This is a genomic window from Mycobacterium zoologicum (assembly GCF_020181635.2).
GTDB lineage: Bacteria > Actinomycetota > Actinomycetes > Mycobacteriales > Mycobacteriaceae > Mycobacterium > Mycobacterium zoologicum.
In genome coordinates, this window is sequence record NZ_JAYJJS010000003.1 from 212574 (window position 1) to 229313 (window position 16740).

Annotated in this window: 14 protein-coding genes and 1 pseudogene; 4 read left to right on the forward strand and 11 right to left on the reverse strand. The window is 65.0% G+C overall.

What is annotated here, in order from left to right; genetic code table 11:
- Window positions 1-226: 226 nt before the first annotated feature.
- From K6T84_RS03935 to K6T84_RS03945, 3 genes are read left to right on the forward strand one after another with little or no spacing between them, the layout of a single operon-like run.
- The gene (locus tag K6T84_RS03935; RefSeq protein ID WP_329786640.1) at window positions 227-1351 is read left to right on the forward strand and encodes a response regulator transcription factor; all 1125 of its coding nucleotides are present in this window, start codon (window positions 227-229) and stop codon (window positions 1349-1351) included.
- On the forward strand, window positions 1348-2403 hold the full coding sequence (locus K6T84_RS03940) for a LuxR C-terminal-related transcriptional regulator (protein ID WP_225400664.1): 1056 nt from the start codon (window positions 1348-1350) through the stop codon (window positions 2401-2403). Before K6T84_RS03935 ends, K6T84_RS03940 begins: the two co-directional genes overlap by 4 nt.
- A complete protein-coding gene (locus K6T84_RS03945) occupies window positions 2400-3329 on the forward strand; it encodes a 1,4-dihydroxy-2-naphthoyl-CoA synthase (RefSeq protein WP_225400663.1) in 930 nt (309 codons plus the stop codon). Before K6T84_RS03940 ends, K6T84_RS03945 begins: the two co-directional genes overlap by 4 nt.
- Before the next feature lie 49 nt (window positions 3330-3378).
- Here K6T84_RS03945 and K6T84_RS03950 read toward each other — a convergent pair whose 3' ends face one another.
- On the reverse strand, window positions 3379-4164 hold the full coding sequence (locus K6T84_RS03950) for an SDR family NAD(P)-dependent oxidoreductase (protein ID WP_225400662.1): 786 nt from the start codon (window positions 4162-4164) through the stop codon (window positions 3379-3381).
- A 373-nt stretch (window positions 4165-4537) separates the two neighbouring features.
- On the opposite strand from K6T84_RS03950, the gene K6T84_RS03955 reads away from it, so the two are divergent.
- On the forward strand, window positions 4538-4936 hold the full coding sequence (locus K6T84_RS03955; protein WP_225400661.1) for a DUF2834 domain-containing protein: 399 nt from the start codon (window positions 4538-4540) through the stop codon (window positions 4934-4936).
- 176 nt (window positions 4937-5112) lie between these two features.
- Here K6T84_RS03955 and K6T84_RS03960 read toward each other — a convergent pair whose 3' ends face one another.
- The 10 genes and pseudogenes from K6T84_RS03960 to K6T84_RS04005 form a co-directional block, all read right to left on the reverse strand.
- Window positions 5113-6417, reverse strand: coding sequence for a protoporphyrinogen/coproporphyrinogen oxidase (locus tag K6T84_RS03960; RefSeq protein ID WP_304621278.1), 1305 nt, complete (start codon window positions 6415-6417; stop codon window positions 5113-5115).
- Window positions 6418-6535: 118 nt separating this feature from the next.
- Window positions 6536-7705: a phosphotransferase gene (locus K6T84_RS03965; protein WP_225400660.1), complete on the reverse strand. Its 1170-nt coding sequence runs from the start codon at window positions 7703-7705 to the stop codon at window positions 6536-6538.
- 47 nt (window positions 7706-7752) lie between these two features.
- Window positions 7753-8835 (reverse strand): phosphotransferase, encoded by a 1083-nt coding sequence (locus K6T84_RS03970; RefSeq protein WP_225400659.1) that lies wholly within the window; start codon window positions 8833-8835, stop codon window positions 7753-7755.
- 88 nt (window positions 8836-8923) lie between these two features.
- Window positions 8924-9976 carry a TIGR03857 family LLM class F420-dependent oxidoreductase gene (locus K6T84_RS03975; RefSeq protein WP_225400658.1) on the reverse strand — a complete coding sequence of 351 codons (1053 nt, stop codon included), beginning with the start codon at window positions 9974-9976 and terminating at the stop codon, window positions 8924-8926.
- A 302-nt stretch (window positions 9977-10278) separates the two neighbouring features.
- Entirely contained in the window at window positions 10279-11493 is a 1215-nt protein-coding gene (locus tag K6T84_RS03980; RefSeq protein ID WP_225400657.1) for a PucR family transcriptional regulator, read from the reverse strand.
- 66 nt (window positions 11494-11559) lie between these two features.
- Window positions 11560-12372, reverse strand: a complete 813-nt coding sequence (locus tag K6T84_RS03985) for an enoyl-CoA hydratase/isomerase family protein (protein ID WP_225400656.1) — start codon at window positions 12370-12372, stop codon at window positions 11560-11562.
- Window positions 12373-12394: 22 nt separating this feature from the next.
- Window positions 12395-13276: an SDR family oxidoreductase gene (locus tag K6T84_RS03990; RefSeq protein WP_225400655.1), complete on the reverse strand. Its 882-nt coding sequence runs from the start codon at window positions 13274-13276 to the stop codon at window positions 12395-12397.
- Window positions 13277-13285: 9 nt separating this feature from the next.
- Window positions 13286-14818 carry a class I adenylate-forming enzyme family protein gene (locus K6T84_RS03995; protein ID WP_225400654.1) on the reverse strand — a complete coding sequence of 511 codons (1533 nt, stop codon included), beginning with the start codon at window positions 14816-14818 and terminating at the stop codon, window positions 13286-13288.
- A gap of 89 nt (window positions 14819-14907) precedes the next feature.
- Window positions 14908-15680, reverse strand: a pseudogene (locus tag K6T84_RS04000) (enoyl-CoA hydratase).
- Window positions 15681-15690: 10 nt separating this feature from the next.
- The gene (locus K6T84_RS04005; RefSeq protein WP_225400652.1) at window positions 15691-16728 is read right to left on the reverse strand and encodes an enoyl-CoA hydratase/isomerase family protein; all 1038 of its coding nucleotides are present in this window, start codon (window positions 16726-16728) and stop codon (window positions 15691-15693) included.
- Between the last annotated feature and the right edge of the window lie 12 nt (window positions 16729-16740).

Genomic DNA, 16740 nt, shown 5'->3' on the forward strand with positions numbered 1-16740 from the left:
TGACAAAGCGGAGTGCTCGACCGGTGGGAGCTGTCTCGTTCTGGCGCGACCGGGTGGAGTTGCATCCAGAGTCGGACTACCTCGAGGGAGGCCCGACTAGACGTAGGTGACGCGGAGCGCTTTGCCGGTTGGTTGTGATTCGCGCGACATTTAGGCTAAGCTTTGGTTCAATGGTCTGACCGCACCTGACTCGTGATGGGGGAGAGAAATGGTCATGGTCTCGCAATTGAGGACGGAACCCTGGGCCGAGGATGCGACGGTGGCCGAGCGCGCGGAGTCGGTAGTCGCGGCTGCCGTCGAGCGCCTTGGGCTGCCGCTGCCCGACCTGACGTCCGCTGTGCTGGAAAGTCAGCTGGATGATCTGCGAAAACGCCTCGAGCAGCGCATTGCGTCCTCTGCTGAGCCGACCGACGACACGGTAGCCACCGCCGAGATTCTCATTGCCGTGCTCAGGCTGCGGTGCGATCTGATCGACCATGACCTGGTTCGGCGAGTAAGCGCGCTGTCGGAGATCCGCAACGCGCTGGGGGATCTGCGAGGGTTGTCGCCGCGTGAGATGATCCACGCCGCCCCGGTCGTGCTGAGTCGCGAGCTGGCGTTCACCCGGACCATGATCTCCACCGTGCGTGGTTCGTTGTGGTTGCCGCAGCGGCTGCACATTGCCGAGGAGACGGACCGCCACTCGAAACGCTTCCGTGAATATGTCGACGGCGCGCGCATTCCGCTGTCAGTTGCTGCGCTGGAGACCGAACTCGTCCGCAAGAGGTGCGGCGCCTTGGTCCCGGCGCCGCTCGACGACAAGCGCACGTTCAAAGAGATCGTCGAAGTGGCCGGCTGCTTCGGCTACATTGTGGCGCCCATCACTGTCCATGGCAGGGCGATCGGGATGCTGCACGCCGACCGCCCCGGGTCGTGCGGAATGGTGTCAATGGAGCACCTCGACCAGCTGGAAACGTTCGCCGAATGCCTGTCCGTGGCGTTCGAGAGTGCGGTGCTCGAGGAGAAGGCCGCCCAGCAGCGGACTGAGGTCGACAAGCTGTGTGGCAACGTCGACGGCCTGCTCAGCGGATCGGCTCAATCGGCGGTGCGGCCAGCCGCGGGTGCGCACGCTGGTGAGTTCCAACTCGATCACCCCGCCGCTTCCTCGCTGACCGCGCGGGAACGAGAGATCATCTCGCATGTCGCTACCGGCGCGACCAACGGCCAGATCGCCCGGGCGCTGGTGATCTCGGAGGGAACGGTGAAGTCCCACCTGAAGCGGATTGCCAAAAAGCTCAACACCCCTAGTCGAGCCGCGGCGGTCGCCGTCTATTCCGGCATGGCAACCGCTGATGCCGGGGGGGTGTGGTGACCACCCGGGCCCTGCTGGCCAGGCTCAACGACCTCGACCAACAGCTGTGTCGTGCGCGCGGTATCAGCCGTTCCGGTGATGCGACGACCCTGGATGAAGCCATCACGATGGCGGCCGCCACCACAGATCGGGTGATGGCCGGCCAGGGCGCCGTTCATGGCAACCTGTTGGCCGAGTATTTACAGGCCCAGGTGGAGGCTCGCGAGACGAGAGCCAATGACCGTGTTGGTGTGGTGCGGTCCTTGACGGCAGTCATCCGCCGGATGAGGAAGGCCGAATCACTACACCGACTCGGCCGCCAGGCCTGCGGTGAGTTATGCGAAACCCTCGATTTCGACCACGCCCTGCTGTCCTTTATCGAAAACGACGGCTTCGTAGTCGAGGAGTCCGATCACGGACTGGGAGGTCCCACCGTGATTCCGCGCCGAGATTGCGGGCCCGAGGCGGCCTGCATTCGGCGACGCGAAACCGTGCGGACCGACGAGCCCGACCTGCCTGCCACTCCAGGCTATCTGGAGTTGCTGGAGTCTGGTGAGTACCTCGTTGCACCGGTCATCGCCAAAGGCGAGGTGGTGGCCTTGCTGCACGCCGGCCGCCGCAGCCGAGGCGGTGTCACCATCGGGGACAGCGACGTGCTCGATGCATTCGCCTCCGCTTTTTCGCTGCTCTACGAGCGAATGCTGAATTTGGAACGCGTGCAACACCAGCGGGACTCCATCGCCCGCGCGGCGGCACGGCTGACCGAAGAAGCCGAACGCATCGCCGCGGCGGCCATCAGCTTGGACGTCGACCACGACGACATTGGCGTCGAACTCCCGACCATCGGCGCGGAATCCGCGCTCGGGGCCGCACTCTCGGGCCGCGAGCGTGAAGTCTTCGAACGGTTGGTGCGGGGCGCATCCAACGCCGACATCGCCGAGGACCTCGTCGTCACGGTGGAAACAGTCAAGACACATGTGAAGAGAATCCTGCGCAAAATCGGCGCTATCAACCGATCGGAGGCGATCGCCCTGTACCTGGACGAGACCAAACCCAGGCGTCCAATCCGGTGAGCGACAATCCATTCCGCGCCGAGGCGTGGCGTCCCGTCGCGGAAATTTCCGAGGGGTTCGCCGACCTGACTGACATCACCTACCACCGCCACATCTCCGCCGACGGTGCGTTGCGGCCGACAGTGCGGGTGGCGTTCAACCGGCCCGAGGTACGCAACGCGTTCCGGCCGCACAGCGTCGACGAACTCTACCGGGTACTTGAGCACGCCCGGATGTCCCCCGACGTCGGGGTGGTGCTGCTGACCGGCAACGGGCCCAGCCCGCGCGACGGGGTGTGGGCGTTCTGTTCCGGTGGCGATCAGCGTATCCGCGGACGTACCGGCTACCAGTACGCGAGCGGAGAAACCGCGGACACGGTTGATGTGGCGCGCGCGGGACGGTTGCACATCCTGGAAGTTCAGCGGCTGATCCGGTTCATGCCCAAGGTGGTGATCTGCTTGGTGAACGGGTGGGCTGCCGGCGGCGGACACAGCCTGCACTCGACCTGTGATCTGACACTGGCCAGCCGCGAGCACGCCCGGTTCAAGCAGACCGACGCCGATGTCGGCAGTTTCGACGGCAGCTACGGCAGTGCGTACCTGGCCCGCCAGGTCGGGCAGAAATTCGCCCGTGAAATCTTCTTCCTGGGCAAGGATTACACCGCCGAGCAGATGCACCGGATGGGCGCGGTGAACGAGGTGGTCGACCACGCCGACCTGGAGACGGTCGCGCTGGAGTGGGCAGCGGCGATCAACGCGAAATCACCTCAGGCGCAGCGCATGCTGAAGTACGCGTTCAACTTGCTCGACGATGGCCTGGTGGGCCAGCAGCTGTTCGCCGGGGAAGCCACCCGGCTGGCGTACATGACCGACGAGGCCGTCGAGGGCCGCGACGCATTCCTGGAAAAGCGTGACCCCGACTACGGTCCGTTCCCGCGCTACTTCTGACCGTCGGTGAGCAGTCCCTCGCTGGCGGGGGACTGCTCGCGGGCAAGAGTTAAGCCGCCGAGATGCCACCGTTGACGCTGATCGCCTGTCCGGTCAGGCGCGCCGCCCCCGGGCTGCACAGGAACACCGTCAGCTCGGCGATATCGTCGGCGGTCGGAACGCCCAGAGAAGCTGCCTGAGCCGCTCGGGCAAAGAGCTTGGCGCTGAACCCGTCGGTTGTGATCCGTTCGGTGGAGGCGGTGCCATGGACCAGCGACGGTGTCATCGCGTTAGCCCGGATTCCGTAGCGCTTCTCTTCGATGGCGATGGTTCGGGTAAACATCACGATCGCGGCTTTGGCGGCACCGATCACCGCTTCACCCGGGGTGGCGGTCTTGGCTGCATCGGAGGCCACGTTCACGATCACACCGCCGCGGCGGCTGCGCATGCCCGGCAGTACGGCGCTGGCCATATGCATCGACGGCAGCGCCAGTTGGGTGATGCCGCGGCCGATGTCGGTGATCGGAATGTTGATGAACAGCTCGGGTCGCACGTCGGCGGCGGTGGTGCACATCAGGATGTCGATCCCCGACAGCAGTTCGTCCGCCTCCTGGGCGATGCGGACCGCGGCGTCGGGGTCGGTGGCGTCGCCGACGATGAAATGCGCGTCCCTGCCGCTTTCGGCGAGCGATCTCGCGGCCGACTGTCCGCGCTGAGGGTTTCGGCCCACGATGGCGATCCGCGGGACGCCGGCCGCGACGAGGGCGCGTGCTGACGCCAGCCCGATACCGGCAGTGCCGCCGACGATCAGTGCCGACGATTCGGCGAGTTCCTTGGGCGCGGGTAGTTCGGTCATGAGTCAGTCCTTGTGGTCGTAGACGCGGAAGAGCGGCCTACCGTCTGCGGAGCGGTGGGCGATCTTGTCTGGGGCCTTAGGTGTCACCCCATGACATTAAAATGGTCAGACCGAAAGAGTCAAGGCTCGGGTACGTGCCGGGCCGATGATAATTCCTCGTTCGGTAGACCGGTTTTCCCCCGATTGAGTGGCGAAATCTGGTGGTGTCTGCCGCATTCTGGCCACCGGAGACCTACGCCGGGCGAATCGAAACAGATGATGAAAACCGACGACATGCAGAGCGCCGAAGAAGCCAATGCCGTGATCGTTGGGGCGCGCCGGTCAGGTTTCCATTGGACGCCCGAGTACCCACATCGCAGTAAGGACCGTCGCAATGTCGCACTCCACAACCACGAACATCCGTCATGGCTTCTTCCTTCTTGCCGGTGCTGCGGCGCTGTTGTTGACTTGGCCGCACGCATTTCGGTGGATGGCGGCCGGCGGGAACATCCTCAACCCGGTGACGTTCTTTGGCGACGCAATGGCGCCCGGCGGTACCGCCGCCTTCCTCAGCATCGATATGGCCATTGCCTGGCTGGTGTTCATGGTGTGGGTCGTGTTCGACAGCAAGCGCATCGGGCTGGGATACCAATGGGGCTGGATCTTCGTGGTGTTGTCCTACATTGGCGTGTCGATGGCCTTCCCGCTGTATATCGTGACCCGTGAACGGTATCTCGACAGGCGCGCTCAAAGTGATGAAGCGGGCACGCAGGCGCGCACGGAGTTGGGCTGACCGGATCGGTGGTTGCGCTCGGACCCTGGCAACGGCGCGACTTTGGTGAATTGGCCAGACCCGACGAGACCGCCCTCCGACTGCCCGCCGCGGTGCACGCATTGGTCGAGAACGGGCACGGTCCTTAACTGTCTGGCTTCCTGAGGTCATGCCCCGACCTGGTGGGCGCCAACAGGTTAGCGGTGGTCTTGGGCGAGCCGACTGGCGGCGAGTTCGCCGCTGAAGATGGCGGCCTCCACGCCGGCGTGGGCGAAATAGTCGCCGGCCAGGTAGATGCCGGGTGGCATCTCGGCATGCAGCGAGTCAAGGCGTCCGTAGTGGCCCGGGTTGGCAATCGACAACCCGCGTCGATAGTGAAACAGTTCGACGAAGTCTGGTTCCGAGGCAGGCCCGTAAACCTCGTGCACCGCGTCGATGGCGGACTTGATGATGGCGTCGTCGCTCAGATGCTCCAGCGGGGGAGTGTAGAAGTACACGCCGACCGCCTCGCCGCCGGGGGGAACGGCTGTGGGCTGTCGTTTGCTCAGCAAAACGCAAGCGCCCCAGTCTCGTTCCATGTTGGCCGGCAGCGCCACGCTGGCGTGATGCTGGGGCCAGGGGTTGCGCTTGTAGCAGACTTGGACGTGGGCATAGTCGGAGTACAGGCACTCGCGCAGTTTCTTCGTCGAAGCCTCTGGGATCAGCTCACTCAACAATTCGGCGGCTACCCCGGGTTCGGGCGCCACGATCACCGCGTCCACCGTGTGTGTCTCGTCGGCAGCGGAGACCACATAGCCATTGCCGGCCTTGGTGATCCGCTCGACCGGGGCGCTGAGCCGCAGGTCCAGTCCGGGGCTGCCTTTGATCAGCCAGTCGCAGATCTGTCCCATGCCCTGCGGCGGCACCGATAACGACAGCCGGTAGAACTGCTTGAGCACTGCGTGGAACAGCGCCGGGGACAACCAGCTCATCGGCACCGCGTACAGAAAACCCATGTAGGGCACCGTGATGTAGTTGTGGCCCCGGTCGCCCAGTACTCGCCGCGACCAAGTCTCCAGGCTCTCCCCGGAGTCGTGACGGGCCAACTCGGCGCCGTCGAAACACAGTTTGGGCCCCGGGGTGAGCAACTGTTTGACGACGCCGGTCGCGATCCGCAGCTTGTCTTTCCATGACAGCGCGGACATGCCCAGAAAGCTCAACACCTGATCGAACTTCGCGGTGTAGCGCCGACCGTCGGCATCGAGCACCTCGGTGTCGGCGTTCCAGCGCACCAACTCGTCGTAGTGACCCATCTCTTTGAGGATGGCGTTGGTGCGCGGATAGATTCCGCCCATCAGAAACAGGGCGCCGGAGCCCAGGTTGAACCCGTCCTTGAGCACTTGGCTGGTGCGTCCACCCACGTGATCCTGCGCCTCAAACAGCACTGCCTCGTGGCCGTGCTTGCGCAACGTGTACGCCGCCGCACACCCGGCGGGACCGCCACCGATCACCGCTACCTTCATCGCAACTCCTCGTTGGTCTTGTCTGGAATCGCCGACCGCCGACGTCAGCTTACTGCATTATAGTTATAATGGTCAGTCCGTATCTGATCTTGTGTCGTGCCGCTCGGGGAAACGGCGTTCAGTCGAAACTGTCCAGGGCGTCCAAGTCGTCGATGGCCGTGGTCATCCTCCGGATGAACTCCCGTGAGACTGCCGGGAGCTGCATCTGCGGGGCCTCCGGCGGCTGGCCGAGTGTGCCGGTCCACCAGGCCAGCGCGGAGAACAGGTTGTGCCGGTACAGCCGCCACGCGGTGTCGAATCCCACCTGCGGGGTGCCAGCGGCGTGTAGTTGTTCGGTGTAGTAGGCCACCAGATCGCGTTCCCAGGCGCGGCGGTTGTCCGGCGTCAGCGCGGTGGACAGCGCATAAGCCAGATCGCGGCCCCAATTGCCTTTGCAGGCGCACTGCCAGTCGGTTAGACCCATCTCCCCGTCGGTGTCGATGTACCAGTTCTTGAGGTGTACGTCGGAATGGATCAGGGTGCGAGGCAGCTTTCGGTGCTCCTCGACGCTACGCAGTGTCGCCGGCCAGATCTCGTGGGCGCGGGCGAACAGGCGCGGCGGGATTACGTCCTGGGCCATGGTGAAGCCCCGCGCGCAGGATGGGCCGAACCCCGCTGCCTCCACGGTGATCGTGAAGTAGTCCTCCCAGTCGTTGAACTCGTGCAGGGAGGACTTCAGCTCCGGGCCGTCGAGGTACTTCGCATGTAGTTTCGCCAGCAGTCGCAGTTGACTGCGGGCTTGCTGCAGGGTCAGCTCGAACGCCTCAGACTCATGCGAGCAGAAGGTCACCTCTTCGCCTAAGTCGTGCATGACGGTGACCGAGTTGAGCGTCTCCGGGTCGTATCGGGCGAACAGTGGCTGCGGAGCCCGGACGTCCAGGGTAGGCCGTACGCTGTTGTAGAAGACCGGCTCGGCCGCGACGCCGCCGTTCATGCCCAGGATGTACCGGCTCTGCAGGCTCATCGTGCCCTTGCAGAACACACTCGCAGGCAGTCCCTCCTCGGTGCCGGTCTTGTTCCACGTCAGATAAATACGCCGGCGACTGGAGGTACCTGCGTCCGGTGGTCCGAGTCGGTGGGACAGTACCTGCGCACCCGAACCGCTGCTGGTCAGTACGGCGGTCAACCAGGTCGGTGTGATCTCCTCGTAACTCAACGGCAGCTGGTCGCCGGACGAGAGGGTACGGTTTCGGCCAAGCTCGACCTCCTCGGCGTAGTTTTTCTTGATCTGATCGAACGTGACGGTCATGATCTCCCTTTCCGGCTCCGGGCCGGCATCGATGAACAGGTCGAGGCTTACAGTTGCTGTTCCAGCAATTTGGCGGCGTCGTGGTCGAGCGCCAGGTCCGCGTATACGCGGGTCGCCATCGCGAACATCGCATCGCCCCGCTCGGTCTGCTTGACCTGCGCCCCGAAGGCAAGGGCCATGTACAGGCCGTAGATGGACTGTGTGCGGTACTCGAGCCAGCAGTCATCCCAGGACCAATCCCGTACGCCCGCCGCGATAAGGCTCCGGTGGTAATCGGCCATCAGGTCTTTTTCGTGGTGCCGTCGTTGCTCAACGGACAGGCTGACACCCAAGTAGTACGAGGCGTCGATGGTCGGTGGTCCCAGCCTCACGGTCTGCCAGTCCACGACAATGATCCGTGGAGCGCCTGGATGCGTCGCCAGGAGCATGTTGTCCAGTCGGTAGTCACCGTGCTGCACGACTCGGGGAGTTCCCCAGCTGCGCACCCACTTCGGGGCAAGTGGGGCGACCCGTTCGATCAGCGTGACGTGCTCGGGTTCGAGTTTGTCTCCGAAGCGCGCGAGAATAGCCTGAGCCTGACCTGGCACCTCGTCGAACAGCGCTACGGTTCGGCTGTGATCGAGCCACGGCTCAGTGGCGAGTCGGGGGTCGTTCCAGCGCGGTGCCTGCAGGCCGACAAGTTCCTGCAGCGCTGCCGACGCTTGGTCGACCGAACTGCCCTGCAGGACGTCGCCGGGCTCGGTCCGGTCCGACAGATCAGTCATGACCACGGTTGTCCAGCCGTGCTGTGCGTCGAACGCCGCGTATTCGCAGTGCGGCAGACCCATTTGGATGGTGGGTGCGATCTGCTGGTAGAAGCGGACTTCGGCCTCATACGCGCCGGTGCGTATCCCCATTTCACGGCTGCCATCGTCGGTGGACGCAAGCTTGACGATCACCGAGTCGGGCGCACCCGGCTCCGCTCGGTCGTAGGAAAGGGTGGCGCGCAACAGCGAACCGAGCTGACCGGTTCCGACCACAGCGATCTCAACCGTCTCCACGGTGCTGTCGGTGATCCGTTTTGCGCCACGCAGCATGCCAGTGAACCAGGCGGAGGTCAGATCCTCGGGGCTGCGCGCGATTGTGGTCATGCGAGTGCACCAATCGTTGGTTTCGACGGTGGATTCATCGGCGCGTCCTCTTCCCTGGTTTGATCGGCGGATAGGTCGGTTGCGGCGATCAGGTGGTGGCACAGAACGCGGCAAGCACCGCGTCGAGGTCGGCCGGGGCGTTGCCGTGCAAGATCACCCGGTGGGCGCCGGCGTCGAGCAGCTGGCGGGCGCGTGCGGCACAGTGTTGCGCGTCTCCGATTGCGGCCCCATCGAGCAACCATGATTCGGGGTAAACGGCGGCCAGGCGCCGCAGCTCGTCGGTGGAGAAACTCGTGACGTCGGCCATCCGCCCCACCAGCAGCGGGTGCTCGCGAACGCGGCGCAGCACAGCCGGATCCCAGCCGTTGGCGCGCACGATCAGTTCGCCGTAACCGGGCCACTGCATGTAGGTCGTCATCCGTCGCACCACTCGTAGCAGCACCTGCTCCTCCGGCTGGTCGCACGCGGTGACCAACATCGCCCACACCCGCAGTGCATTCGGATCCCGGCCAGCGTGTTCGGCAGACTTTCGTACCCGGGCAACACTGTCGGCGACCGCCTCATCGGTCCAGTGCGAGTGCAGGATCAAATCGTCGAATGCGCGCCCGGCCATCTCTTGGGTCTTTGGCCCGAGCGCGCCGAGCGCCAGGCGGGGTGCGCACGCCAATTCCACTCCGAGTGTCAGTCGACCGGGGAAGCGGCCCAGTGGCCCGTCGTGGTCGGCTACGGTTCCGCCGCTCCACAGCGTGCGCAGCACTCCGGCCGCGTCTTCCAGCATCGCGGTACTTGGGCGGAGCATGCCCCAGGCGTCCCACTGGTGGTTCGGGCCCCGGCCCATGCCCATGGTGAACCCACCACCGGCCAGCTGGGCCATGGTGGCGCCGTAGGCCGCCAGATCCATCGGATGGCGGGTGTGCGGGAATGTCACGGCGGTGACAATCTCCATCTCTCCGGCCAGTGCGGCGGCGTAGCCACCCAACACGGCGCTGTGCTTGACGTTCAACCGCTCCGACACCAGGACCGCGCCGAATCCGCGCTCCGCTCCGTCCCGGACCTCGCGGGCCACCGGCGCGGCGGAGGATACGTGGCCGGGAACCACGTAGTAAGCCAGGGACCGGGTATCAGACCCTATTTCGCTCATGTCCGCCTCTCGTTGGCTGGGTTCCGGGCTTGCGGTACGGCCGTGTCTCCGGCCAATTTGCTCAGCAGTGCCGGAACGCTTGACGTCACATACTTCCTCTGATGGGGGCCGACGCCAATGGCGTTGGCAGGCAACGTTCTCGACGCCGGCTGGACAGATGCGTCGACTGCGGCGCCGACCACATTCGTCACGAGGTAGAGCTTGGCCACTTCCGCCAAACCAGTTCCCTGTTATGGATAAAGAGCGATGCGCTGTGGCTGACTGCTCGCTGCGCGCGTGCAGCGTCGGCAAACGGGGCGGTATCAGCAGCCTCGGAGCGTGCGAATGATCAACAGTGCGCTTCCCACCTCGATGGCGTGGCCATCGATGGCATAGCCGAGTAATTCCTCAGCCTGGGCGAGACGATAGGTCACGGTCTTGTAGTGCACATGCAGAAGCGACGCGGTGCGGGTCTTGTTGCAGCCGTGGGTGAGATAGGTGAAGAGCGTCTCTCGCAAACGCTCGCTCATCTCATCAGCCGTAGCCAGCGGTCCGAGCCGATCAGTGGCGAAGCGGAGTGCCCGTCTCGGGTTGGTGCACAGCACACACGCCAACTCCACGTCTCGGTGCCGCACCACACCCGCAGATGGATTGTCGGCTAGGCGTAGCATCTGCTCGGTCTCTCTCGCCTGTTCGTGGGAGCGTCGGAAGCCGAGGCGGCCACTGCCGAGCGAGCCGATCGCCACCAAGACGCCGGCGTATGACGTGGCTGCTACCGCATCGACTCGCTCTCGTGACGGCTCCTCGGGCCAGGTCAGCCAAGCCCACAAGGTACCGTCGCCTACGGGTAGAACAAGTCTCGATCCGCCTGCGACTTCGCTGATCTTCTCCACCGCGCGCCGGGGATCTCCGGTGGCCTCCACCGGTGTCAACACGAGCGCTACGTGATATCCGCCGACATCGTGATGCAGTACCGAACTCGCCGCGTTCTCGTCGGCCGACCCGTCCTCCAGCAACTCGCGAATCACTTCGGCAGGACATCGAGCCAGGCCGGCAGGGCGCAATCCGCCGAAGTCCCTGCGGTATTCGGCGGTGATCAGATCACAGCATCGGTCGATGAACGCAAACATGTGGTCAGATGACAAGTCCAACACGTCCGGCAACAGCGTGGACCCGGTCAATTGCTCGGTCACGAAACAGTGCCAGTGACGCCAGGTCAACTCATGGCCGTAGCGATATGCGCGCAGCATGTCGGTGATGTCCGCACCCGATGCCAGTAACCGGCGCATCAGCCTGCGCGCGCCCGGCGGCGGCTCGGCCGTGGCAGGGGACACGCCGAACGCCAGAGTCGAGAAGAGGACGCCGATGTTCTGATCGGTGCTCTCACGCAGCGCGTCGACGGTCTCCGGCTCATTTTGCGGCGCCAACTGGGGCAGTTTCGTCAGCAACTGCTCGGTGATCGTGGCGGCAATCTGACCGGAACGTAGCAGCGTCTCACGAGCCAAACGCTGGGCTGCCTCAGCCGCCGGCGTCACCATGATGCTCGATGATCCCCGTGCGGCTGGACACCCCATTGTCTTCAAAATCTACTGGAGTGGAAGGCGTCACAGCGGAGTGGCGGTGGCGCCGTTGCGGCCGCGATCAGCCTTATCGAAGAACTGCTGGGAACGCTCCATCACGGTGGTGTTGCCGGCGCACAGCGCGTAGCCCCACATCGCTTCGACGCGAAGTTGGTCGTGCAGGGGGCGGCCGATGATTTCCAGTACCGTCTCCTTGGCGGATTCGATGGCGGCCTGATCGCAGCGCAGGATCCGCTGCACTACGGCATCGGTCTCCTCCATCAGCGTCTCGTGTGGCACTACTCGAGCGACCATGTTCGCGGCCAGCGCCCGTTGCGCGGAGATCGGCTCCCCGGTGAGCAGCAGCTCCAACGCGACCCCGACCCCGCAGGTGTTGACCAGTCGCACGATGCCGCCGTCGGCCGGATGCATGCCGCGTCGGACCTCGAAGGTGCCGAACTGGGCGCGGTCGGAGGCGATGCGGATGTCGCAGGCCATCGCCAGTTCGACACCGTGGCCGACGCACCAGCCGTTGATCGCGGCGACAATGGGCTTGTTGATGCGCGATAGCGGCCCACGGGTGATCCCGGAGACACCGTCCTCGAGGCGTTCGCGCCCAACCATCGGTCCGACGGTCTGCCACTCGGGCGCATGGGTTTTCAGATCGGCTCCGGCGGTGAAGGCGTCACCGGAGCCGGTGATCACGGCAACGCGCAGCGCCGGGTCGTCGCGGAAATCGCGCCAGATCTCACACAACAGCTCGTGGGCTTCGATGTCGATGGCGTTTTTGACATCCGGACGGTTCAGCGTGATGTGGGCGACTTCGTCGCGCTTCTCGTAGAGCACCTTCGCGGTCATGACCGGGCCTTTCGGTTGATGGCTAGCGCGACGGCGTCGCGTCGAGGATGGCGGGGAGGGTGGCGCGGTGGAATCCGTTGAATGCGCTGTTGTGTTGCGCCGGTTGCAGTTCCCACCAGCCCGGCTTGGCGTTTGGTGCTCCGCCGTCGACCCGAATGCAGGTCCCGGTGATGAAGCTGGCGGCAGGGGACAACAGGAATACCACCGCGGCGGACACCTCGGCCTCGGTGCCGAAGCGTTGCAGCGGGATTTCACGGGCGACTTGGTTGCGGATGAACTCGGTGTCCTTGCTGTCGTAGGTGTCCAGTCCGCTGGATGCGATGGAGCCGGGCGCGATGGTGTTCACCCGCACGCCCGCTGAGGCCCACTCAGTCGCCGCGGATTCACTCAGCGTCAGCATGCCGCCGCGGGCGGCCGCCGAGTGCGCGAAGTGTGGCCAGCCGTTCCAGATGTCGGCGATCATGTTCACGATGGCCCCGCCATGGTCCTTCATCCACTTCGTGTAGACCTCGCGCATCACGATGAACCCGCCGGTGAGATTGTTGCGCACCACCGCCTCGAAGCCCTTGGTGCTGATGGTCTCCAGGGCTGCGCGATACTGGCCCCCAGCGTTGTTGAATAGTCCATCGATGCGGCCGTGCTCGGCCAGGATCGAGTCGACGACGTCGGCGACAGCACCTTCGTCGCGGATATCCGCACTATGGGTGCTGACCCGTCCGCCGTCGGAGCTGATCTCAGCCGCGACGGCGGCGAGTTTCTCGTGACTGCGGCCGACGATCGCGACGGACGCACCCAGCGCGGCCAACTCGTGTGCGGTGCAGCGGCCGATTCCGCTGCCCCCGCCGGTGACGACCACTGTTCGCCCGGCGAACAGATCCTTGGTGAAGACTGACTGATAACTCATAGCGCTCCTTTAGCTCTGGGCTTCCCGAAGTTGTTCGCGCAGAACCGCCTTCTGCACCTTGCCGCTGGCGGTATGCGGCAGTGCGCCGACCAAGTGGATCTCCTTGGGGACCTTGTATCCAGCGATGAGGCCTCGGCAGTGCACCGAGAGGTCCGACTGATCGACCTGCGCATGGGAGCGGAGGACGACGAACGCCACGATGCGTTCGCCCCACTTGTCATCGGGGGTGCCGACGACGGCCACTGATTCGACCGACGGGTGCGCCGCCAGCGCCCGCTCGACTTCGGCGGAGTAGATGTTCTCGCCGCCGCTGATGATCATGTCCTTCAGTCGGTCGACCAGGAAGACATTGCCGCCCGCATCGTGGACACCGGCGTCGCCGGTGTGATACCACCCGTCGTGGATTGCGGTAGTCGTGGCGTCTGGTTTGTTCCAGTAACCGTTGAACATCCATGGTGAGCGCACCAGGATTTCGCCCGTGTTACCCGGGGCTACATCGCATCCGGCCGGGTCGATGATTCGCAGTTCTACCGCGGGCATCGGTTGCCCACAGGACTTCAGTAAATCGGGATCGTCGAGGCAGTGCTGATCCGGTCGCAGCAGGGTGATGATGAACGTTTCGGTGGTTCCGTAGAACTGCACGAAATCACAACCGAACAGTCTCAGTGCTTGCTGCAAAGTGTGCGGTCCGATCGGTGAACCGGCATACAGGATTCGGCGCAGCGACGAGAAATCTCCTGACCGTGCCGCCTCGTGATTCAGCAGCAGCTGTATCGCGGTGGGGACCAGACAGGTCACCGTGGGGCGGTGCGCCGTGACGGCGGCGACGAAGGCTGTGGGATCGAATTCCGGCAGGATCGCCAGTGAGGCACCGTGATACAACGCCGAGAGTGAAACCCAGGTGCCGGCCAGATGGAAGTTCGGCATCACCATCAACCCGATGTCCTCGGAATCCCAACTGACCGATGGCTCTGCTGATGCGGCACTGAACCATCGCATGAGGGCGCCGTGTGAGATCGGTACCCCCTTGGGAGTGGCCGTGGTCCCCGAGGTGTAGGCCAGCAAAGCAATGGTGTCGTCGACCAGTCTGATGGCCGGTTCCTCCGTCCCGGCATTCTCGGCCCAATCCGCCACCGTATCTTCCGGTACGACCTCGACGGGGGTTTGCGTCGCGTCGCGGACGTGGCCGGCGAGTTCGATGCAGTCGGAACCAGCGAAGATCAGCGGCAGGCGGGCATCTCCGACCACCTCGGCGAGTTCCGCTGGGGCGCAACGCCAATTCAACGGGGTCAGGGCGCATCCGGCTTTGTTGGTACCCAGCCAGATCTCGAACAATGCCGCAGAGTTCTTGCCTAGATAGCCGATGTGGGAGCCAGGTCGAATACCGGCCCTGACCAGTGCGCTCCCGATTCGGTTCGACCGGTCGTCGAGTTGGGCGTAGGTCACAACACGATCGGGCGCGATCAGGGCGGCCTTGTCCGGATGCGTGTCCGACCAGCCCCGCACGACGTCGGGGAGGCCGCGGATGTCGGGATCGAGCATCGACGCTCCATTGCAATTAATACGAATGGTCAGACCGTAGATGTATTTGGGGGAGAGGTCAAGACCGATGGTCTGACAAGGACACTCACCTATTGGTGGGTGAAGTTGGGGGGCGCTTCTCGGTGAACGCGGCCATGCCCTCGGTCTGGTCGTCGGTGGCGAATGCCGAGTGGAACAGCCGTCGCTCGTAGAGCAGGCCCTCGGCCAGGGTGGATTCGAAGGCTCGGTTGACGGCCTCCTTGGCCATCCGTGCCGCCGACAGCGACATTCCCGCGATGGTTTTGGCGAGGTTGCCGGCCTCGGCCAGCAGCTCGTCGGCGGGCACGACCCGCGAGACCAGGCCGGAGCGTTCGGCTTCGGCGGCGTCGATGGTGCGGCCGGTCAGGATCAGGTCCATCGCCTTGGCTTTGCCGATGGCCCGGGTCAGCCGCTGGGAGCCGCCCATGCCGGGCAGCACACCGAGTTTGATCTCGGGCTGGCCGAACTTCGCGGTGTCGGCGGCGATCAGCAGGTCGCACATCATCGCCAGCTCGCAGCCGCCACCCAGGGCGAACCCGGCGACCGCGGCGATGGTCGGGGTGCGAACGGCGGCCAGCTTCGACCAGGAGGCGAAGAAGTCGGCGGCGAATACCTGCGCGAAGCTCAGGTCGGCCATCTCTTTGATGTCGGCGCCGGCGGCGAACGCCTTGGCGTTGCCGGTGATGATGATCGCGCCGATGCCGGGGTCGTCGTCGAGTTCGGCTGCGGCGGTGGTGACTTCGTTCATCACCTGGCTGTTGAGGGCGTTGAGCGCCTGGGGCCGGTTGAGGGTGATGGTGCCGACGCGACCGTCGCGCTCGACCAGGATGGATTCGTAACTCATGGGCTGCTCCTTAGAAGGTGAGGTCGGGATCGGCTGGGGCGAAGTAGCTCTCGATGTCGGCGGCAGTCACCTCGGCCAGGGTGGCCGGGGACCACTGCGGGTTGCGGTCCTTGTCGACCAGCTGGGCGCGAATGCCCTCCACCAGATCGTGGGTGCGCAGCGAGGCCACCGATACCCGAAACTCCTGGACCAGAACCTCTTCCAGCGTGGCCAGCTTCGCGGCCCGGCGCACCGATTCCAGGGTCACCGCGCAGGCGATCGGGGAGCGGGTGCCGATCAGTTCGGCGGCGGCGTTGGCCTCCGGGTTGGCGTGTCCGGCGAGCGCGGCCACGATCTGCGCGACACTGTCGTGGGCGTAGCAATCGTCGATCCAGTCGCGTTGCGCGGCAAGCGGGCTCGGCGGCGGCGTGGTTGCGTGGGCGGCCAGCGCCTCGGGCAGCCCGTCGGCGATGATCGCGTCGGTGAATGCGGCCAGCGCGTCGTGGGCGACGAAGTGGTCGGCGAAATCCAGCTCGATGGCGTCCGCGCCGGAGAACGGGGCCCCGGTCAGTGCCGCGTGCAGGCCGAGTTGGCCCGGCGCCCGCGACAGGAGATAGGTACCACCGACGTCGGGAATGAAGCCGATACCCACCTCGGGCATCGCCATCTTCGTGGTGTCGGTGACCACCCGGGTGTTGGCGTGCGCCCCCACCCCGACGCCGCCACCCATCACGATGCCGTCCATCAACGCCACATACGGCTTGGGGAACCGGCCGATCGCCGCGTTGAGCAGATATTCGTCGTACCAGAAGCGTCGGGCGTCGGCGCCGTCGGCTTTGGCGCTGTGGTAGATCGCGACCACGTCACCGCCGGCGCACAGCCCGCGTTCGCCGGCTCCGGCCAGCACCACCGCGCGCACCGCCGGGTCCTCGGCCCAAGCCGTCAGCGTCGCGGTCATCGCGGCCACCATCGGGGCGTTCAGCGAGTTGATGGCTTTGGGGCGGTTGAGGGTCAGCTGGCCCACCCCGCCCTCGACGTGGGCCAGTACCTCGTCAGATTCAGCTACCACGCCGCGGGACCC

Bases quoted from the DNA above. Each gene is read 5' to 3' on its own strand.
- K6T84_RS03950 (WP_225400662.1), bottom strand. From the start codon at position 4,164: ATGACCGAACTACCCGCGCCCAAGGAACTCGCCGAATCGTCGGCACTG.
- K6T84_RS03955 (WP_225400661.1), top strand. From the start codon at position 4,538: ATGTCGCACTCCACAACCACGAACATCCGTCATGGCTTCTTCCTTCTT.
- K6T84_RS03960 (WP_304621278.1), bottom strand. From the start codon at position 6,417: ATGAAGGTAGCGGTGATCGGTGGCGGTCCCGCCGGGTGTGCGGCGGCG.
- K6T84_RS03965 (WP_225400660.1), bottom strand. From the start codon at position 7,705: ATGACCGTCACGTTCGATCAGATCAAGAAAAACTACGCCGAGGAGGTC.
- K6T84_RS03970 (WP_225400659.1), bottom strand. From the start codon at position 8,835: ATGACCACAATCGCGCGCAGCCCCGAGGATCTGACCTCCGCCTGGTTC.
- K6T84_RS03975 (WP_225400658.1), bottom strand. From the start codon at position 9,976: ATGAGCGAAATAGGGTCTGATACCCGGTCCCTGGCTTACTACGTGGTT.
- K6T84_RS03980 (WP_225400657.1), bottom strand. From the start codon at position 11,493: ATGGTGACGCCGGCGGCTGAGGCAGCCCAGCGTTTGGCTCGTGAGACG.
- K6T84_RS03985 (WP_225400656.1), bottom strand. From the start codon at position 12,372: ATGACCGCGAAGGTGCTCTACGAGAAGCGCGACGAAGTCGCCCACATC.
- K6T84_RS03990 (WP_225400655.1), bottom strand. From the start codon at position 13,276: ATGAGTTATCAGTCAGTCTTCACCAAGGATCTGTTCGCCGGGCGAACA.
- K6T84_RS03995 (WP_225400654.1), bottom strand. From the start codon at position 14,818: ATGCTCGATCCCGACATCCGCGGCCTCCCCGACGTCGTGCGGGGCTGG.